At 50.8% G+C, this 17,926-nt stretch carries 16 protein-coding genes, 1 riboswitch and 1 other annotated feature; of the genes, 4 read left to right on the top strand and 12 right to left on the bottom strand.

Annotated features, from left to right (window positions below):
- Positions 1-86 precede the first annotated feature (86 nt).
- A complete protein-coding gene (locus ACVB80_RS13125) occupies positions 87-1,301 on the top strand; it encodes an EAL and HDOD domain-containing protein (RefSeq protein ID WP_481081738.1) in 1,215 nt (404 codons plus the stop codon).
- Positions 1,302-1,309: 8 nt separating this feature from the next.
- Positions 1,310-1,804, top strand: a complete 495-nt coding sequence (locus ACVB80_RS13120) for a YchJ family protein (protein WP_481081737.1) — start codon at positions 1,310-1,312, stop codon at positions 1,802-1,804.
- Between the two features lie 161 nt (positions 1,805-1,965).
- Here the strand turns inward: ACVB80_RS13120 and hisIE are convergent, their stop codons facing one another.
- The 9 genes from hisIE to ACVB80_RS13075 form a co-directional block, all read right to left on the bottom strand.
- On the bottom strand, positions 1,966-2,607 hold the full coding sequence (hisIE, locus tag ACVB80_RS13115; RefSeq protein ID WP_481081736.1) for a bifunctional phosphoribosyl-AMP cyclohydrolase/phosphoribosyl-ATP diphosphatase HisIE: 642 nt from the start codon (positions 2,605-2,607) through the stop codon (positions 1,966-1,968).
- Entirely contained in the window at positions 2,604-3,377 is a 774-nt protein-coding gene (hisF, locus tag ACVB80_RS13110) for an imidazole glycerol phosphate synthase subunit HisF (protein WP_481081735.1), read from the bottom strand. Before hisF ends, hisIE begins: the two co-directional genes overlap by 4 nt.
- A complete protein-coding gene (gene hisA, locus ACVB80_RS13105) occupies positions 3,359-4,096 on the bottom strand; it encodes a 1-(5-phosphoribosyl)-5-[(5-phosphoribosylamino)methylideneamino]imidazole-4-carboxamide isomerase (RefSeq protein ID WP_481081734.1) in 738 nt (245 codons plus the stop codon). The genes hisF and hisA overlap by 19 nt, the downstream gene beginning before the upstream one ends.
- A gap of 15 nt (positions 4,097-4,111) precedes the next feature.
- Positions 4,112-4,726 carry an imidazole glycerol phosphate synthase subunit HisH gene (hisH, locus tag ACVB80_RS13100; protein WP_481081733.1) on the bottom strand — a complete coding sequence of 205 codons (615 nt, stop codon included), beginning with the start codon at positions 4,724-4,726 and terminating at the stop codon, positions 4,112-4,114.
- Positions 4,726-5,799, bottom strand: a complete 1,074-nt coding sequence (gene hisB / locus ACVB80_RS13095) for a bifunctional histidinol-phosphatase/imidazoleglycerol-phosphate dehydratase HisB (RefSeq protein ID WP_481081732.1) — start codon at positions 5,797-5,799, stop codon at positions 4,726-4,728. Before hisB ends, hisH begins: the two co-directional genes overlap by 1 nt.
- A 15-nt stretch (positions 5,800-5,814) precedes the next feature.
- The gene (hisC, locus tag ACVB80_RS13090; protein ID WP_481081731.1) at positions 5,815-6,867 is read right to left on the bottom strand and encodes a histidinol-phosphate transaminase; all 1,053 of its coding nucleotides are present in this window, start codon (positions 6,865-6,867) and stop codon (positions 5,815-5,817) included.
- Positions 6,867-8,165 carry a histidinol dehydrogenase gene (gene hisD / locus ACVB80_RS13085; protein ID WP_481081730.1) on the bottom strand — a complete coding sequence of 433 codons (1,299 nt, stop codon included), beginning with the start codon at positions 8,163-8,165 and terminating at the stop codon, positions 6,867-6,869. The genes hisC and hisD overlap by 1 nt, the downstream gene beginning before the upstream one ends.
- Before the next feature lie 6 nt (positions 8,166-8,171).
- Entirely contained in the window at positions 8,172-9,068 is an 897-nt protein-coding gene (gene hisG / locus ACVB80_RS13080) for an ATP phosphoribosyltransferase (protein WP_481081729.1), read from the bottom strand.
- Between the two features lie 46 nt (positions 9,069-9,114).
- Positions 9,115-9,245 (bottom strand) — a sequence feature (His leader region).
- Between the two features lie 138 nt (positions 9,246-9,383).
- Positions 9,384-10,979: a Na+/H+ antiporter NhaC family protein gene (locus ACVB80_RS13075; RefSeq protein WP_481081728.1), complete on the bottom strand. Its 1,596-nt coding sequence runs from the start codon at positions 10,977-10,979 to the stop codon at positions 9,384-9,386.
- 97 nt (positions 10,980-11,076) lie between these two features.
- Positions 11,077-11,261, bottom strand: a riboswitch (Lysine riboswitch).
- A gap of 303 nt (positions 11,262-11,564) precedes the next feature.
- Here ACVB80_RS13075 and ACVB80_RS13070 point away from each other — a divergent pair.
- Positions 11,565-11,972, top strand: a complete 408-nt coding sequence (locus ACVB80_RS13070; RefSeq protein WP_481081727.1) for an H-NS family histone-like protein — start codon at positions 11,565-11,567, stop codon at positions 11,970-11,972.
- Between the two features lie 66 nt (positions 11,973-12,038).
- Here ACVB80_RS13070 and ACVB80_RS13065 read toward each other — a convergent pair whose 3' ends face one another.
- The 3 genes from ACVB80_RS13065 to ACVB80_RS13055 all read right to left on the bottom strand — a co-directional run bounded on the left by ACVB80_RS13065 (position 12,039) and on the right by ACVB80_RS13055 (position 15,323).
- Entirely contained in the window at positions 12,039-13,343 is a 1,305-nt protein-coding gene (locus ACVB80_RS13065; RefSeq protein ID WP_481081726.1) for an inosine/guanosine kinase, read from the bottom strand.
- 185 nt (positions 13,344-13,528) lie between these two features.
- A complete protein-coding gene (locus tag ACVB80_RS13060; protein WP_481081725.1) occupies positions 13,529-14,203 on the bottom strand; it encodes a DUF2057 family protein in 675 nt (224 codons plus the stop codon).
- 151 nt (positions 14,204-14,354) lie between these two features.
- On the bottom strand, positions 14,355-15,323 hold the full coding sequence (locus ACVB80_RS13055) for a porin (protein WP_481081724.1): 969 nt from the start codon (positions 15,321-15,323) through the stop codon (positions 14,355-14,357).
- 520 nt (positions 15,324-15,843) lie between these two features.
- Between ACVB80_RS13055 and dinG the strand changes: the two genes are divergently transcribed.
- A complete protein-coding gene (gene dinG, locus ACVB80_RS13050) occupies positions 15,844-17,922 on the top strand; it encodes an ATP-dependent DNA helicase DinG (protein WP_481081723.1) in 2,079 nt (692 codons plus the stop codon).
- Positions 17,923-17,926 lie beyond the last annotated feature (4 nt).

Genomic DNA, 17,926 nt, shown 5'->3' with positions numbered 1-17,926 from the left:
TCAGACCGGAAGATAGGTTTGAACAGTTGGCCTGATATATCATCAGGTTTAACTCACTCTATTATCAATAATAAGAAGCCGCTGAATTGAAGTACTCATACGTAGCACGCCAGCCTATTCTGGACAGTGAAAAAAACACCGTCGCTTATGAACTCCTGTTCCGTGATGGTCCTCAAAACACCTTTCCGGCAGTTGAAGCCCAGCATGCAACAAACCGCCTGCTGGTCGAGCAGTTTCTGAGCTCCCAGTACAAAAACCTTGGGAAAAAACGCGCCTATGTGAATTTCCCGTATCAGAGCCTTCTGGATCAAATCCCTGAACTGTTTCCGTCCACCAGCATTGTGGTAGAGATACTGGAAGACTGCGAACCAGACGACGAACTGTTCAATGCTGTCAAAGCCCTGTACAACAAAGGCTATACCATCGCCCTGGATGACTTTATCCCTTCACAGGAATGGCAGCGCTTCCTGCCTTATATCGCCATTATCAAAATCGATATCCGCGAGTTCCCGATGGAGAAGGCAGCGAGATTGATACAAAAACTGAGTAAGAGCAGAATTCAGTTTCTTGCCGAAAAAGTGGAGACCTATGAGGAGTACCTGCAGGCACAAAAAGCCGGGTTTACCCTCTTCCAGGGATACTTTTTTGCCAAACCCGAGGTCATCCAGCACAAGGATATCCGCCCTTCACTGCTGACCGTAGTGCAACTGTGTAAAGAGATAGCCAAAGACGAGATAGATTACCGGGCTATCGAGCAGATCTTTACCGGCGATGTTTCCCTCTCCTACAAACTGCTGCGCTCGGTGAACTCCACCGCCATGGTACGCCAGGAGATCAAATCGTTCAGACAGGCGCTGGTTTATCTGGGTGAAGCCCGGCTGAAAAAATTCGTCTCGCTGGTCGCGGTTTCCAGTACCACAGAAGGCAAACCCAACTGTCTGTATACCCTTTCGGTCGCACGGGCCCGTTTCTGCGAACTGCTGACCAAAGGAAGCAACTGCAAATGCGACCCGGGTCAGGCATTTCTGACCGGCATGTTCTCCCTGCTCGATTCGATGCTGGATCAGCCACTGGAAGAAATAATGGCCTCAATACCGGTCGACCACAGCATAAAGGATGCCCTGCTGGATAATGAAGGCGAACTCGGGGAACTTATCACCCTGGTCCGTGCATTCGAAAAGGCCAAATGGGAAACCGTTATCCGCCTGCGCAAGAAACTCGGCATCAACGAAAACTACCTGGCAGACTGCTACCAGCAATCCAACATCTGGTCTGCCGAACTGATGGATTTTAAGAAGTAGAGAACACCATGACATCATGTCCATGCGGCAGCGGCCTGAGCTATCAGGCATGCTGCCAGCCCGTCCACCAGGACACCACCAACGCAAAACACCCGGAACAACTGATGCGCGCACGTTACTGCGCCCACGTACTCGGCCTGGTGGATTTTGTTGTAAACACTTATCACCCAAGCTGCAACGCTGAAGCAGACCGCGAGGCAATAGCAGAGTCCATCGACAGCGACTGGCAACGCCTGGAAGTTCTGGAAAGCAAGGAAAACGGCGATGAAGGCTTTGTCACCTTCAATGCCTACTTCCGCCATGATGACGAAGAGTACTGCCTCGGCGAACGCTCCCGATTCATCCGCGAAAACAACCAGTGGTACTACATCGACGGCGAGTTCCCAAACAGTGAACCGGAACCAGACCCGCGCCTCAGCCAACCGGTAAAAAGCCTGAAAGTTGGCCGCAATGACCCGTGTATTTGTGGAAGCGGGAAAAAGTTTAAGAAGTGTTGTGGGTGATAAAGGCGCTGGGCTCTGGGCACTAGGCCCTGGGCGAGCACTTGGATAGTTCTTACAAACAACCAAAAATAACGGAGGGCTTAAAAGTCCTCCGTTCTCTATTTATTTCAACTGCGGGTTCAACGATCCCCCCCCAGAGCCTAGCGCCCAGGGCCAAGAGCCTATCCCCCGTGCCTCTCCTGCAGTTTCCCGATCACATCCGCCATCGACAGCCCCTGGTCCTGGAGCAGGACCAGCAGGTGATAGATGAGATCGGCTGATTCACAGACTAGCTCCGCCTTGTCACCCGACGTCGCTGCAAGCGCGACTTCGACGCCTTCTTCGCCCACCTTCTGCGAGATGCGCTTGGTGCCACGAGCGTAAAGGCTGGCCGTATAGGAAGAGTCAGGATCGGCACTCTTGCGGGCAGCCAGTAGCTGCTCAAGTTGATGAAGCCACACCATCTGGCTTTCAGGCTGTTTGTCTCCATCCCAGCAGGTTGTGGTGCCTGTGTGGCAGGTTGGGCCAACCGGGTCGACTTTAACCAGCAGGGTGTCCTGGTCGCAGTCGAGGGCGATGTTTTTAAGTTGCAGCACGTTGCCGGAGGTTTCGCCTTTAGTCCAAAGACGCTCCTTAGTGCGGGAGAAAAACGTTACCTGGCCGGTTTGAGTGGTTTTCTCCAGTGCCGCCGGGTTCATGTACCCCATCATCAGTACCTGACCAGAGCCATAATCCTGCACAATCGCAGGAACCAGACCGCCGACTTTTTCCCAGTCGATACGCTCTGCCAGCTGCTGGCTGTTTACCTGGCTTTCAAAACTCATATCCGTACCTCCACGCCCTGCTGTTTCAAATACTGCTTCAGCTCACCGATATTGATCACCTGCTTGTGGAACACAGACGCTGCCAGCGCTCCGTCCACATTGGCCTTCTGATACGCCTCAGCAAAATGCTCCATGGCACCAGCTCCGCCGGATGCAATCAGCGGTACCCGGCATACTTCGCGTACCATGTTCAGCTGCTCAATGTCGTAACCGTTGCGCACGCCATCCTGGTTCATCATGTTCAGTACAATTTCACCTGCGCCGCGCTTTTGCACTTCCTGCACCCAGTCGCGGGTTTCCCAGCGGGTTGCCTTAGTGCGGGCTTCATCTCCGGTAAACTGGTAAACCTGATACTTACCAGTCTCTTTGTCATAGTAAGAGTCGATGCCCACTACGATGCACTGAACACCAAACTTGTCCGCCAGATCGGTGATCAGCTGCGGATTTGCCAGCGCCGGAGAGTTTACCGAAACTTTGTCTGCGCCAAATTCCAGAATACGCGCCGCATCTTCAGCAGATTTGATCCCGCCTGCTACGCAGAACGGGATATCAATCACTTCAGCTACCCTGGCGACCCAGCTTTTATCTACCACACGGCCGTCACTTGATGCAGTGATGTCATAAAACACCAGCTCATCCGCACCCTCTTCGGCGTAACGCTGAGCGAGCGGCACAATGTCACCGATGATCTCATGGTTGCGGAACTGAACGCCTTTGACCACCTGGCCGTCACGTACGTCGAGACAGGGAATTATTCGCTTTGCCAGCATGCAAATGCCTCCTCTGCGGTAAACTTGCCATCCAGCAGCGCGCGGCCAACGATAACGCCTGCTACGCCACTTCCTTTAAGCGCTTCAATATCAGCGAGGGAGCCGATACCACCTGAAGACTGAAACTGTACCTGAGGGTACTGTTTACAAAGGTCCTGGTAGAGCTCTACGTTTGAGCCTTCAAGGGTGCCGTCCCGGGAGATATCGGTGCACAACACGTGGGTCAGGCCCACCGTCAGATAATCATCAATCAGGGATTCAATGGTCACGCCTGAGTCTTCCTGCCAGCCGGAAATCGCCACTTTACGCACACCTTCGGCGTCGATATTGATATCCAGCGCCAGAACGATTTTTTCTGCGCCGTATTTCTCCATCCAGCCTTTTACGAGCTCCGGCTGTTTCACCGCCGTTGAGCCCACTACCACGCGCTGAGCGCCGGCTTCAAGCAGATCAACTACGTCCTGTTCACTGCGTACGCCACCGCCGATTTGGATACTCGCCGGAGTGCTTGCCAGCAGTCTGGCAATCAGATCCAGCTGACGGGCTGTTGTGTCTTTCGCGCCGGTCAGATCCACCAGGTGCAGCCAGTTGGCACCGGCCTGGTGATAAAGATTAAACTGCTCTGCCGGGTCGACTTTGTATTCGGTTACCTGGCCATAGTCGCCCTGATAAAGACGTACCACCTGGCCTTCAATTAAATCGAGTGCTGGAATAATCACTTACTCATCCCTTATTTATAGTTCCAGGAAATTTTGGATCAGCCTTGATCCTGCTTTGCTTGAGCGTTCCGGGTGGAACTGCACGCCATAGTAATTACCGCTCTGGATCGCTGCGCTGAACGGATTGCCGTAGTCACACTCAGCAATGGTGTAATCCCCGGCAGGCATGGCAAAGCTGTGCACAAAATAGAAGTACTCACCACTCTCAATGCCTTTAAACAGCGGATGCCCGCCCCGGGCAGTCACCGTGTTCCAGCCCATGTGAGGCAGCGGAAGCTCGCCGGTTTCCATCAGCTTCACTTCCCCGTCACAAAGACCGAGGCAGGATACCCAATCATCGGCTTTCTGGCCTTTTTCCTGGGAGGCCCTTCCGAGCAGCTGCATCCCAAGGCAGATCCCAAGCAGCGGCTTTTCAACCCGCTTCACCAGCTCAATCAGATCACGTTCACGCAGGTTGTTCATCGCTTCGCTGGCGGTGCCTACGCCCGGCAAGAACAGCTTGTCTGCTGCCAGTACTACATCCGGGTCTTTAGACACCGTCACCGGATAGCCAAGGCGCTCTATGGCGAATTTCACCGAAGAAACGTTGGCACAGCCGGTATCGATGATCACCACTTTCTGTTCGGTCATCACAATACTCCTTTACTGCTTGGCAGCTCCGTCCCTTCCACTTTGATCGCCTGACGAAGGGTTCGGCCAAACGCTTTAAACAGGCTTTCGATGATGTGGTGATCGTTTTCACCAGACGATGACAGGTGCAGCGTACAGGCCAGGGTATCGGTTAGTGAGCGGAAGAAGTGCTCTACCATTTCGGTAGAGATATCGCCCACCTGCTCGCGGCTGAACTTCGCATCAAACTTAAGATACGGACGACCGGAAAGATCCAGACCGCACTGCGCCAGACATTCATCCATCGGCAGGCTGAATCCAAAACGGCCAATGCCACGCTTGTCTCCCAGCGCATCTTTCAGGGCCTGACCGAGCGCCAGAGCAGTGTCTTCCACCGTGTGGTGATCGTCTATGTGCAGGTCACCTTCCACCTGGCAGCGCATCTGAAATCCGCCGTGGGTCGCGATCTGATCCAGCATATGGTCGAAAAAGCCAAGACCGGTAGAAATTTCGTTGCCGCCCTGAGCGTCAAGGTTAACTGCGACTTTGATGTCAGTCTCTTTGGTCGTGCGCACCACTTCGGCCACGCGCGCTTTAACCGTCAGGTCAGTCAGGATTTCACGCCAACCCATGGTCTGCGGGTTGTACTGTATGCCACGAATCGCCATGTTTTCAGCCAACTGAAGGTCTGTGGCTCGGTCACCGATAACCACCGACTGCTGAAAATCGACTTTTCCGCCCTGAAGATACTCTTTCACCATACCCAGTTTCGGCTTACGGCAGCTGCAGTTGTCTTCCTCAAAGTGCGGGCAGATCAGCACATCATCAAACTTCACGCCCTGAGATTCGAAGATTTCCATCATCATATTATGTGGCGCATCAAAATCAGGCTGCGGATAGCTGTCGGTGCCCAGACCGTCCTGGTTGGTCACCATCACCAGACGGTAGCCCGCGTCCTGCAGCTCCAGCAGAACCGGAATAACAAAGGGCTCAAATTTGAGTTTATCCAGACGGTCAACCTGAAAGTCCACCGGTGGCTCTTCGATCAACGTACCATCACGATCAATAAACAGAATTTTTTGTTGTTTGCTCACTGCGACTTCCTTTTACTAAGCAACGTTTTTGGCCAGCTCATTGCGGATAAAGGCCACAACTTTTTCACATTCTTCCCGGTTGCCCACGCTGATGCGGACACAATCTTTAATTGGCGAGTTACGCAGGATAATTCCGCTGTCCCACGCCGCATTAAACAGCAGGTCTCCATCCGGGAATTTCACCAGCAGATAGTTCCCCCAGCCTTCAAAGACTTCCACTCCATCGAGCATGCTCAGACCTACCTGCAGATAGGCACGGTTGGCGTTGAGATCCAGCGTCTGGAACTTCATTTTTGCAAGACCCGCTTCAGACAGTGCCTGACAGGCGATGTCCGCCACCGGAACCGGAACAGGATAAGGCGCGATCACTTTAAGCAACACCTGAATCAGATCTTCGTTCGCCAGGGTAAAACCACAGCGAAGACCAGCCAGGGCAAAAGCCTTCGACAGGGTTCTTAAGATCGCAAGGTTTGGATACTGCTCCAGCAGATCGACCGTCGACGCTTCCGGGCAAAAATCGATATAGGCTTCATCCATCACCACAATGGCGCGGTCTTTGGTCATCTCCAGCAGGGACACGATGTCTTCACGGCGAACCAGGTTGCCGGTCGGATTGTTCGGACTGCAGACAAATACCAGCTTCACCTGATCCAGGTTCGCTTCAATGCCCTCGAGATCCAATTGCCAGTCGGCTGTTAACGGCACTGTCTTCTGCTCAACACCAATGGTTTCTGCACTGATGGAGTACATGCCGTAAGTAGGCGGGCAATAAAGGATCGCATCCTCACCCGGCTCACAGAACGCACGGATCAGCAGTTCGATGCCTTCATCTGCGCCACGTGAGGTGAGGGTTTGCTCCGGCTTGACGCCTGCATAAGCGGCGTAAGCGTTAATCAGGGATGCAGGCTGACACTCGCTGTAGCGGTTCAGGCGGGCGAAGTCTGTTTTGTATTCATTATCAAATGGCGATTCGTTAGCATTGAGCCACACGTCACCACTGCCGCCAATACGGCGGGCTGACAGATACGGCGTCAGTTGCTGTACCTGTTTTCTGGCCAGTTTCTCCATTACGCCTCTCCTTTTGCCAGCTTCTCGACACGGATAGTCACCGCGCGTTTGTGGGCATCCAGCCCCTCAGCTTCTGCCATAGTAACAACGGTTGGTGCCAAGGTTTTGAGACCGTCTGCACTCAGCTCCTGCACCGTCATACGCTTGGAGAAATCAGCAAGGCCAAGACTTGAGTAGGTACGGGTATAACCGTAAGTCGGCAGCACGTGGTTGGTACCGGAGGCGTAATCACCGGCCGATTCCGGCGACCAGTCGCCAAGGAAGATCGAACCGGCGTTATCGAGCAGTGGCAGCAACTCACGCGGCGCTTCGGTTTGTACGATCAGGTGCTCCGGGCCATAGAAGTTAGAAATGGCGACACACTGGCTGATGGACTCCGCCACAATGATCACACTGGCACCCAGTGCCTGCTGCGCGATCTCTTTGCGTGACAGCTCTGCCAACTGACGCTGCACTGCGTCCGCCACTTTGTCGGCAATTACGACTGACGGCGTTACCAGCACAACCTGAGAATCCGGGCCGTGCTCAGCCTGGCTCAGCAGATCGGCGGCGATAAAATCCGGATACGCACTGTCATCGGCAATCACCAGCACTTCAGAAGGCCCTGCAGGCATATCAATCGCCGCACCGCGGAAATCATTGCTCACCTGGCGCTTGGCTTCGGTGACATACGCGTTACCCGGGCCAAAAATCTTGTCCACTTTCGTAACGCTTTCACTGCCATAAGCCATGGCGGCAACGGCCTGAGCACCGCCAAGCTGGTACACCTTATCGATCTTACACAGCTTCGCCGCATACAGGATCTCATCGGCGATCGGCGGCGGAGAACAGAGCGCGACTTCGCGGCAACCGGCGATCTGAGCCGGCACGCCCAGCATCAGTACGGTTGATGGCAACGGGGCACTGCCACCCGGGATATACAGGCCAACCTTATTGATTGCGCGGGTTACCTGCTCACAAACCACGCCAGGCTGAGTTTCAACCCGCACGGTCTGCGGTTTTTGCGCTTCGTGGAACTTAGAAATATTGTCATACGCCTGTTCCAGCGCCTGCTTCATTTTTTCAGACAGGCGGCCGGACGCGGCTTCAATCTCTTCGCTGCTGACCTGAATACTGTCCAGAGCAACACCATCGAATTTTTCTGTCAGCGCTTTAAGCGCAACGTCACCCTCTTTGCGGACAGATGAAATTACCTGCTCTACCGCCTGAGTGATATTTGCGCCCTCAGCAATCGCCGGTCTTTCCAGTACCGAGTCCTGCTGAGATTCACTGAGTGATTGCCATACCAGCGTTTTCATTCTGTGTTACTCCATCATCTTCTCAATCGGCAGGACCAGAATCGAGCTGGCACCCAGTTCTTTCAGCTGTTCCATGGTTTCCCAGAACAGGTTTTCAGTACTGACCAGGTGTACCGCCACACGATTTTGCTCAGCAGACAGCGGAAGTACGGTTGGGTCTTCTGCGCCAGGCAGCAGCGCCTTAACCTGATTGAGTTTTTCAGTTGGAGCGTGGAGCATGATGTATTTGGACTCTTTGGCCTGAATCACGCCCTGCATACGGGTCAGCAGTTTTTCGATAAGCGCCTGCTTGTCAGCAGCGAATTCACCGTCACGCTGGATAAGGGTGGCTTTGGAACGGAAGATCACTTCCGCTTCCTTCAGGCCATTGGCTTCAAGGGTTGCGCCGGTAGACACCAGGTCAGCAATCGCGTCAGCAAGGCCTGCGCGCGGGGCAACTTCGACCGAGCCGGTCAGCATACAGGTTGAGAATGGGACGCCCTGCTCGTCCATGTAGCGTTTGAGCAACTGTGGGTAGGTGGTAGCAATGCGTTTTCCAGCCAGATCCTGCGGGCCGTTGTACTCTTCATCCTTGTCGATGGCAATGGACAGACGACAGCCGCCAAAGTCGAGTCTGCGCAGCGCGGTGAAACCACTTGGCTCGCCGCGGGACAGGCGTTCAAGACGAACTTCTTCCAGTTCATTCTCTCCGATAAAGCCAAGGTCAACCACACCATCCATGACCAGACCCGGGATATCGTCATCACGAACCAGAAGCAGGTCGATAGGCATGTTTTCTGAGTGGACGACCAAACGCTCACCCATGATGTTGAACTTAACGCCGCATTTTTTCAGCAGCTCCTGACACTCTTTACTCAGGCGTCCTTTTTTTTGAATAGCGATTCTTAAGCGTTGTGTTTGCATTGCGTTTTCCCTGTGCGAATTTTGTATCAAAAGTAAACAGTACAAAAAGAAAAAATCCCCGGAAGCTTGGTGTCTCCCGGGGATCTTAATCTGTCATCTCTGATACCACCGGGACTTTCCTGTCTCCCGGTGTGCGTAAACCTCCCGAAAGACTAGTCAGGATGGTGATGATGAATGTTCATTACTGATTTACGCATGATGTGTATCTCCTTGAGTTAACTTCACACTAACCGGGCTGATTTTATTTTGCAACCCCAAATTAAACATCAGATAAAAAAAAAGGGAACCAACGGCTCCCCTCGTAACATTTGACGCTTATAACGCCGCTTCTTTAGTCTGGCGGGACTTAGCCACCACCGACAAGGCAAAGCAGACAAGTACGAAAGCCACAGAGGTCGCAGCGAAAGAGAGCGCAACCGAGCTGCTCATACCCAGCACGATGAAACCAATACAGGAGACGGCCGCCACAGACAGTGCGTAAGGCAGCTGAGTAGCAACGTGGTCAATATGATTACAGCGCGCACCGGTAGACGACAGAATCGTCGTGTCTGAAATAGGTGAACAGTGGTCACCAAATACAGAGCCAGCCAGAACCGCACTCAGCATTGGCAGCATCAGTGCCAAATCTGTCGCACCGGCCATATCACCAGCGATTGGCAGCATAATACCGAACGTTCCCCATGAGGTGCCGGTAGAAAATGCCATCAGACCAGACAGCAGGAATAAAATGACCGGCAGCCAATGTGGGTCAATATTACCCTGCACCTGAGATGACAAATAAGCTCCGGTTTTCATATCACCAATAACCGAACCAATTGTCCATGCAATGAACAGGATAAGAATTGCACCAAACATAGATTTAGCACCAATCCACATTGTCATACCAATATCAGCAAAAGAGAGCTTCTGACGCAGAACGGTAATTAGCGCAGCTGCAAGACCAACCAAACCACCGTAACAAAGTGACTTACCTACATCGGTATTCTCAAATGCACCAAGCACAGAGAATGGTAAATCACTGGAAGCCAGTGATTTACCGCCTGTATAAATCATTGCCGCAATCGTTGCGATAATCAGCGCAATAATAGGGAACACCAGATCAGCAACGCGGCCGTTTTCACTTTCGACGATATCCAGCTCTTCATTAATATCGTGTGCTTCTTCGCTGTCGTTATCACCATTAAAGCCTTGCCCCTGAGACGCTTCAATTTCACGCTGACGCATCAGACCCACATCTAATTGGAACCATGCAACGGCGAATACCATTAATAGTGCGAAAACAGCGTAGAAGTTCATAGGGATCATACGCAGGTAGGCACCAAGGGCTGAATATTCGGTCATACCGTGGGTAACCAGAATACCGCCAATAATGGTCATAATATATGCGCCCCAGCTCGATGCCGGCATCAGCACACACATTGGTGCTGCGGTAGAGTCAAGAACGTAAGCCAGCTTTGCACGGGAAACATAGAAACGATCCGTCACAGGACGGGAGATCGCACCGACCGCCAGGCTGTTGAAATAATCATCAACAAAGATGAAAACACCCAAAGAGGCCGCCAGCAGCTTAGAGCCACGTTTGCTTTTAACCCGGACCTGAGCCCACTCAGCAAAAGCTCGGGTACCGCCAGAGAGTGTCAGCAGAGCGGTAGTCATACCCAGCAGAATAAGGAAAGCAATAATGCTCATATTCCAGCTGTTTATACCGCCATCTTCAATAACCAGTCCGCTGACAGTAGAAGCGATATAGGAAACTGAGGCAGTCACGGAATAGTCGTGGAGAAGGACAGCGCCAAGCAAAATGCCGACACCAAGAGAAATCAGTACGCGTCGCGTAAGAATAGCCAGACCCAGCGCTATTAACGGCGGTAACAGCGAGAGTGCAGAGTTAGTATAATCGATAGTATTCATGATCTTCATTAACCAGTGTTTGGTCAGAGATCTACTGCAGACAGCCCGGGTACAGGCATAGTTGAACAAGCGACAGGGAAGCAGACACTTCACCCAACCCTACAGTAGCGCTCCATAGTTTAACAACAATATAGACTATGGCAGTGTTATTCCTGTTCGGAGATAACCCCAGCGACAGGCTTCGACCGGCTCTGTCACTTCGGCGTATGGCTCCTTTCTGTGCTCCTCAAAGGTGTCACCCTAAGAGCATATACTGATAGCCACCGCACCTCTACGTTGAAAAGCTCTTTATACAGAGTTTTCAAATCAGGTTCGGGCAATACTACCGGACCTGAGCGGTATTGCAATACAAAGTTAATGCTTATTTACACTTTGCCAGATATAGCGCTCACCGCACACAATGCAACCAGTTACACTTACTGGCGCACCCGTGAATACCGCCTTTTTTAAGTTCCAAAGTCAGGGAAGTGTCATTTTTATGATATACACACAACAATATATAAGTATTTACCAGAGGAAATATTGTATTCTTTATTTTCGCTGTTATGATTAAAGCGTTAACAAAATAATTAAACAGGATTTGTCATGTCAGATATTACTAAGACTCTGCTGAATATTCGCAGCCTGCGTGCTTTTGCCCGCGATGTAGATTTCTCAACTCTTGAGGAAATGCTGGAAAAATTAACTTTAGTTGTTGAAGAGCGTCGTGAAGCTGCTGAAGCAGAAGAAGCTGCAAAAGCAGAGCGCGAAGCTAAACTGGCTGAATATGCCGATATGATTGCTAAAGAAGGTATTGCACTGGAAGACCTGATTGCAGCAATGTCTGGCGAAGGCAAAGCAAAAACCAAGAAAAAACGTGAACCACGTCCGGCTAAATACGAGTACACCGTAGATGGCGAAAGAAAAACCTGGACTGGTCAGGGCCGTACACCTTCTGCAATTCAGGCAGAGCTGGACAACGGTGCAAACCTGGAAGATTTCCTAATCAAATAGTTTATATTTGTTTAATTAATAAAAAAGAGCGCATAAGCGCTCTTTTTTTATATCTTCCGGTTCTGATTATCTTTCCCAGTATGCCTCTTCCAGACTGTCTTCTCTTTCCGGCAGGCCACGGGACAGACGCGGAGAGTGCTGAACCAGCACTTCATAGCTCGCACGGTTAGAATACTTACATACCTGAGAGAATGAAGAATAAGTCAGGAATGACTGCTGGTGCTTGCTTGAATTTGGCACATTATCTTTGTGATAACGGTTTGCGGCCATATCATGCAAAAGAGCAGACAGTGCAGCATCACCCGCACCATTGGTGTTCTTGATCTTCTCCGGGCCACCCATATAAGGCGCGATATGTGAGTAAACCTTAATAGGATTATCCACATAGTCTTTCTTTGCCGGACGGCTGAACTCATACTGGTTAAACTCAGCAATCGCACCAGGCAGAAGTGGCAGACTGGTCTGACGCTTCACGCTGTCTTCAGTGTAACCAGCCATATACAGACCTACAGGGCCAGCAGTACACAATACCAGGTCTACCCACTCCAGCGCCTTGTCAGCGGCCAGCAGAGGGTCATCCTCGCCAGTCAGGGCCTGAGCCTCATCTTCGTTCATCGCAACCACTGAAATATGATCGTTCAGGAACTGCTGCCAGTATTCCGGATCATCCTGAATCACGTATTTGGTGCCCAGGGTCAGAACAACAGGAACATCGTGTTTCTTCGCGTATTCGATCGCCTGCATGGTGGCTTCCGGCATTGGGTCACCATCTTTGCAGCGCACCAGGTAAGCTGTCAGAACCAAAGCAGAAGCTTTTTTAAAGATGTGCTCAGGAATATTATCCGGGTGAAGCTGGTTCATCTGACCTTCGCTGATCGCAAAGGTGCGCTCACCGTCTTCACTGATAAGGGCAAAACAGCGGCCAATCGCACCGTTCACACCCTGAAGGTGGTTCAGATCCATGCGGCTTGATGTGTTACACAGGTAACGGTAGCCATAGCTGCCAATCTGAATATCGCTGCTCATTACGCCCAGCAGGATAGATTTGTCATCAGCCAGAACCGAATAATTGTGCAGCGTGTTACCAATAGTACCGCCTGCATACTCATTGGTTACCAGGTTTTCTTCTTTCAGTTCCGAATAAAGCGCCTCTGCGGTCTGGTCATCAATAACCAAAGAATGTCCCTTACTTAAACCGAATTTGGCAATAAACTCATCCGTTACCTTAGCTTCGATATCCACCAGAGTCTGGTCAATACCAACAATATGAGTGCGCGACATTTTTTTGCTGGTCTGAGCCTGGCTCACCAGCGGATCGCGGGCATGAACGGGGAAATAGTGCTTGGATTTGCGTTGACCGGGAAATTTCATAGTATCGTTAAACTGTAAGGAGACATGTCGGGACGGAGATTTTAGCCTGCCAGCCAATCCCCAGCAATATAGCCAAGGATAGCAAACGTTTGCCCCAAAAAAAAAGAAGAGACGAGAAGCGGGAAGCGGGATTTAGAGAGGCGGGAAGACCAGACAGAGCACGCCGGCTCTGTCTGATTAAGCAATTATTCCTGGTCGATGACCCATTTGCGGAAGGCTTTTTTGTCTTCAGCTGAGGCTTTCAGGTACCAGGCTTTCAGCTGTTCCAGTGCCTGAGGGTGAGGCTGTTTGGTTTTGGCTGCGGCTTTTTGTTGTGTTTTTTGTTTTTTGGCTGGTTTGGTTTTGGCCGGGGCTACAGCTTCGGAAGCTGATACCGCAACGGCTGCTACACCGAGGTCGATGTTGTTTTGCGCATTGTATTCAGCCAACAGTTTTTCGGTTTCGTAATAAGGCATGAAGCCTTCTTTGCCTTTTAACTTATCACTTTGGTGCTCAACGGCTTTTCCATCGGCTGTCAGGCGCCAACTTGGGTTACCCTTAAATACCTGTTCAGCGTGGATTACGCTGTACACTTTTGGATGATTAACCTTAATATCATTAACACCAGCACTGAAAGTAATGACGTATGGCGCAGAGGTGAACCGTGCATCCCCTCCCCCTTTTCCAACTGACTTATCCATTTCAACCACAATTTGGTTAAGCCCGGATTTCAACTTGGCTGGTTTCATCTTGCTGTCAGCCTCAACACCATTAACGAACAAAAGGCTAACGCCATTAGCAGGAACTATATCCGCTGCTGATATACCAAAACTAACCAAAACACCCGCAACTAATGAAGCAAAACATGTCTTCAAGTTCATACCTCTACCCCGTTCAACACATAGCCAATAATTTAAACATTGCTGCGCTAAAGAACCAGAACTCCATATTACAGCCTTCTGGTGAACTCTGTCGCAATAAAAAAGCCACCCATAAGGTGGCTTTACAATCAGTTACTTCTAACAACTCAGATTAGAATTCAGCTTTAATACCGATACCGTAACCCATATCAGTGTTGTCTTTGCTGTTGTCACCGATCTCTACGTATGCAGTAGTAGAAGGAGCAATCGTGTAACCTGCATTCAGGAACCAAGTGTTGAAGTCGTTGTCACCTTTCTCATCTACGCGGCTGAATGCACCAGCGAATTTCCATGCATTCATAGTGTAGTCTGCTGCAAGAGCGTAAGTCTTAGCATTAGCATCTGCTTCTTTCAGGTCGCCACTGTAAACTGCAGCTTGCAGGTTCAGGTTTTCAACGCCAGAGTAAGTAGCTTCCAGAGCAAGAAGAGTCAGCTTCTCATCATTTGTGTTAGCAGCTTCATCAATCTTAGACTGACCAGCAAATGCGCGAACATCGAAATCAGCTACACGGTAGCCAATTTTTGCATCAAGGTGAGTACCATCTTCGCCCTTAAGGCCAGTGTTAGACTTATGTTTGTTCTGAATCGCACCCAGACCGAAGTAGAAATCACCTTTGTCCAGATCGTAACGCACTGCTTCATGGCCGCCGAAACCAGCGTCTTTGAAGAACTTGGTGATACCGAACAGGTAATCAGAACCAATACCAGCATCATCCAGTTGAGTGTCCAGTTTACCAATTTTCAGAGAGCCAAACTGGTCGTTGTAGAAACCAACGTAAACATTACCAACTTTAAAAGTGCCAGTTTGACCTGGGTTATTTTTATCGTTGTCAGCGCCAGAGAACTCGTAGTAGAAACCTACCTGAGTTGCGTCATCCATTGCGTAACGGGTATCGAAACCGAAGTCAGCATCATCGATTTTTTGCTTCAGTTTTTCTTCGTTGCCGATAGCCTGAACGTACTGGACTTCGATGTCACCTTTCATGTTTACGGTAACGCCGTCTTTGTTGTACAGCTCGATACCTGCGTTAGCGGTACCAGCTACTGCCATAACTGCTAGAGCTACTAGAGTCTTTTTCATAATAATCCACTGCCTTTTCTTAGATGGGAATTCCGTTTCGGTTCCCTATATATTTTTTTGTGTTTAGTTGGAACCGATTCGAACATCTGGTGTCAAAGCCGATTCCGCTAAATTCGAAGTTAAGATTGCAAGATAAATCCCGGGCTGTCAAATTGATAAAAAAACACAAATCAAAAAACCTCAAACCTTGCAAATCAATAACTTACATTAACCAGCAACAAATTTAGAGCAAAATCACACCATATATTAGTAAAAAATTGAGTTCTGAAGTTTTTATTTTTTCAGCATATAAATTTATACGCAAGCTCATGAGGCATTAATGACAGCACAATCATCCATTACAAAAACATTAACTGACAGATAATCTCGCTCAAACATTACCCCCTCCCTAACCTCCTGATGGTTCAGTTTTTTTTTGTGATTAAGATCCAGCTTTACCCAAAAACCATCTCTTTTGCGTACTATAGGCGGGGATTTTGGGTTTGTGCTACAATCCCGCGGTCAAAATTTGAGGCAGCCAATGCTTAGTCAACACGTACAAAAATCCATCCGTAACAGCTACCAAAATCTGCAACATCAACTGGACAACTTTATCCCCCGCCGGGCACAAAACTATCTGGTTGCCGAAATCGCAAAAACCCTGGGCGGCGAATATCACGATAAAAACCGCATTCTGGTTGCAGAAGCCGGTACCGGCATTGGTAAATCTCTCGCCTATCTGATGAGCAGCATTCCGTTTGCGCGACATAACAATAAGAAGGTAGTGATCGCGACCGCTACTGTGGCGTTGCAGGAGCAGTTGGTGAACAAAGACCTGCCTCTTTTCCGCCGTATCAGCGATCAGCCTTTCAGTTTCACCATTGCCAAAGGCCGCCAGCGCTACTGCTGCGCAGAAAAGCTGGCGCAGGCCAGCGGAACGGCAGGCGGTGAACAACTGGCGATGTTTGAGAAAAAGCCCACCACCAAAGAAGTGGATCTGCTTAAACGCATGCACCGTGCATACAGTGAAAACAAATGGGATGGCGAACGTGACAGCTGGCCAACGACCATTGCCGACAATATATGGCAGCTGATCACCAGTGACAAGCACAGCTGTAATGCTACGTTGCCTGCTCACCGCGACTGCCCGCTGCAAAAAGCGCGCAACCAGATTGAAAAAAGTGATGTGATTATTGCCAACCACAGCCTGGTGATGTCCGATGCCGAGCTGGGCGGCGGTATTATCCTGCCGGAGCCAGAAAACAGCATCTATATCTTTGACGAAGCGCACCACCTGCCGCTGGTTGCCCGTGACCACGCTTCGGCCTCTGCCAGCCTGAAAGGTGCAGCGGCCTGGCTTGAGGCACTCAACCAGTCCACTACAAAGCTGGCAAACCTTGCCGATGAAAAGCGCGTCCAGCGCTTCAGAAATGAGCTTCAGGATGCCATCCAGATGCTGGTACCTGGCCTTGGCCAGCTGGCTAAACAGTTTGACCCGGCCGCATTCAAAGAAGGCGTGTATCGTTTTGAGCACGGTGAGCTGCCGGAATGGCTGAGTAACGAATCTGCCGAACTAAAGAGCGCCAGCAGTAAAGGCGCTCAGGCGATCGCCAAAATTGCAGACCTGATCAGTGAAAGGATAAAAGAGGGGCAAATCGCCGCCCGACTGGCAGAGCCCGCGCTCGCGGAAGCAGGCTTTTTCATCCAACGCTTTGAGAACCTCGCCAAAGTATGGGAGCTGATGGCCCAGCCAAATCGTGACAAAGGTGCCCCGCTCGCCCGTTGGATCGCCACCAACCCGGACCGCGAGGGCGACTTTATTGTTTCCGTCTCGCCGCTTGAAGTCGGCTGGCAGCTCGACCAGCAGCTGTGGAGCCGCTGCTGCGGCGCCGTTATGGTTTCAGCGACTATGCGCGCCCTCAACTCATTCAGCTTTTTCTGTCGTCAGGTCGGCCTGAGTGACAGACCTGAAGACGGTGTTAAGTTCCTGGCTCTGGCATCGCCATTCGACTACGCCGGTCAGGCCGAACTCTATGTTCCAAGACTGCAGTACGAACCGACCGCCAAACCTTTTACCGGCGAGCTGGCCAAAACACTGCCTTCATTAATAAAAGAGGGCAAAGCCAACCTGGTGCTGTTTGCTTCATACTGGCAAATGCGCGAAGTGGCCGAACAACTGACAGGTACTGCGGCCAAATCTGGCTGGAACCTGCAGCTTCAGGGTGAGACTTCGCGCACAGAAATCCTAAAAAAACATAAATCCCTGTGTAAAAAAGGCGACACCAGTGTGCTTTTTGGAACCGGCAGCTTTTCTGAAGGACTCGATTTGCCGGGCAATCTGCTGGAGAACCTGGTGATCACCAAAATTCCGTTTGCAGTGCCGACTTCACCGGTAGAAGAAGCGCATGCTGAGTATGTGGAAAGCCGGGGTGGTAATCCTTTTATGCAGATCACCGTGCCCGAAGCGAGCAAAAAGCTGATACAGTCTGTCGGACGGTTGCTGCGTAAAGAAGAGGATTCTGGTAGAGTCGTGCTCTTAGACCGTCGGATTATCACCAAACGTTATGGGAAGGCGCTGCTCGATGCCCTGCCTCCTTTCAAACGCAACATCGAATATTAAAAGA

The organism is Vibrio sp. 9-16B-A1, assembly GCF_056726165.1.
This window is presented reverse-complemented; position numbering and strand designations above follow the sequence as displayed.

Coding starts and splice junctions, on each gene's coding strand:
- ACVB80_RS13060 (WP_481081725.1), bottom strand. CDS start 14,203: ATGAACTTGAAGACATGTTTTGCTTCATTAGTTGCGGGTGTTTTGGTT.
- hisIE (WP_481081736.1), bottom strand. CDS start 2,607: ATGAGTTTTGAAAGCCAGGTAAACAGCCAGCAGCTGGCAGAGCGTATC.
- ACVB80_RS13065 (WP_481081726.1), bottom strand. CDS start 13,343: ATGAAATTTCCCGGTCAACGCAAATCCAAGCACTATTTCCCCGTTCAT.
- ACVB80_RS13120 (WP_481081737.1), top strand. CDS start 1,310: ATGACATCATGTCCATGCGGCAGCGGCCTGAGCTATCAGGCATGCTGC.
- dinG (WP_481081723.1), top strand. CDS start 15,844: ATGCTTAGTCAACACGTACAAAAATCCATCCGTAACAGCTACCAAAAT.
- ACVB80_RS13070 (WP_481081727.1), top strand. CDS start 11,565: ATGTCAGATATTACTAAGACTCTGCTGAATATTCGCAGCCTGCGTGCT.
- hisD (WP_481081730.1), bottom strand. CDS start 8,165: ATGAAAACGCTGGTATGGCAATCACTCAGTGAATCTCAGCAGGACTCG.
- hisH (WP_481081733.1), bottom strand. CDS start 4,726: ATGACCGAACAGAAAGTGGTGATCATCGATACCGGCTGTGCCAACGTT.
- ACVB80_RS13055 (WP_481081724.1), bottom strand. CDS start 15,323: ATGAAAAAGACTCTAGTAGCTCTAGCAGTTATGGCAGTAGCTGGTACC.
- hisC (WP_481081731.1), bottom strand. CDS start 6,867: ATGGAGAAACTGGCCAGAAAACAGGTACAGCAACTGACGCCGTATCTG.
- hisF (WP_481081735.1), bottom strand. CDS start 3,377: ATGCTGGCAAAGCGAATAATTCCCTGTCTCGACGTACGTGACGGCCAG.
- hisG (WP_481081729.1), bottom strand. CDS start 9,068: ATGCAAACACAACGCTTAAGAATCGCTATTCAAAAAAAAGGACGCCTG.
- ACVB80_RS13075 (WP_481081728.1), bottom strand. CDS start 10,979: ATGAATACTATCGATTATACTAACTCTGCACTCTCGCTGTTACCGCCG.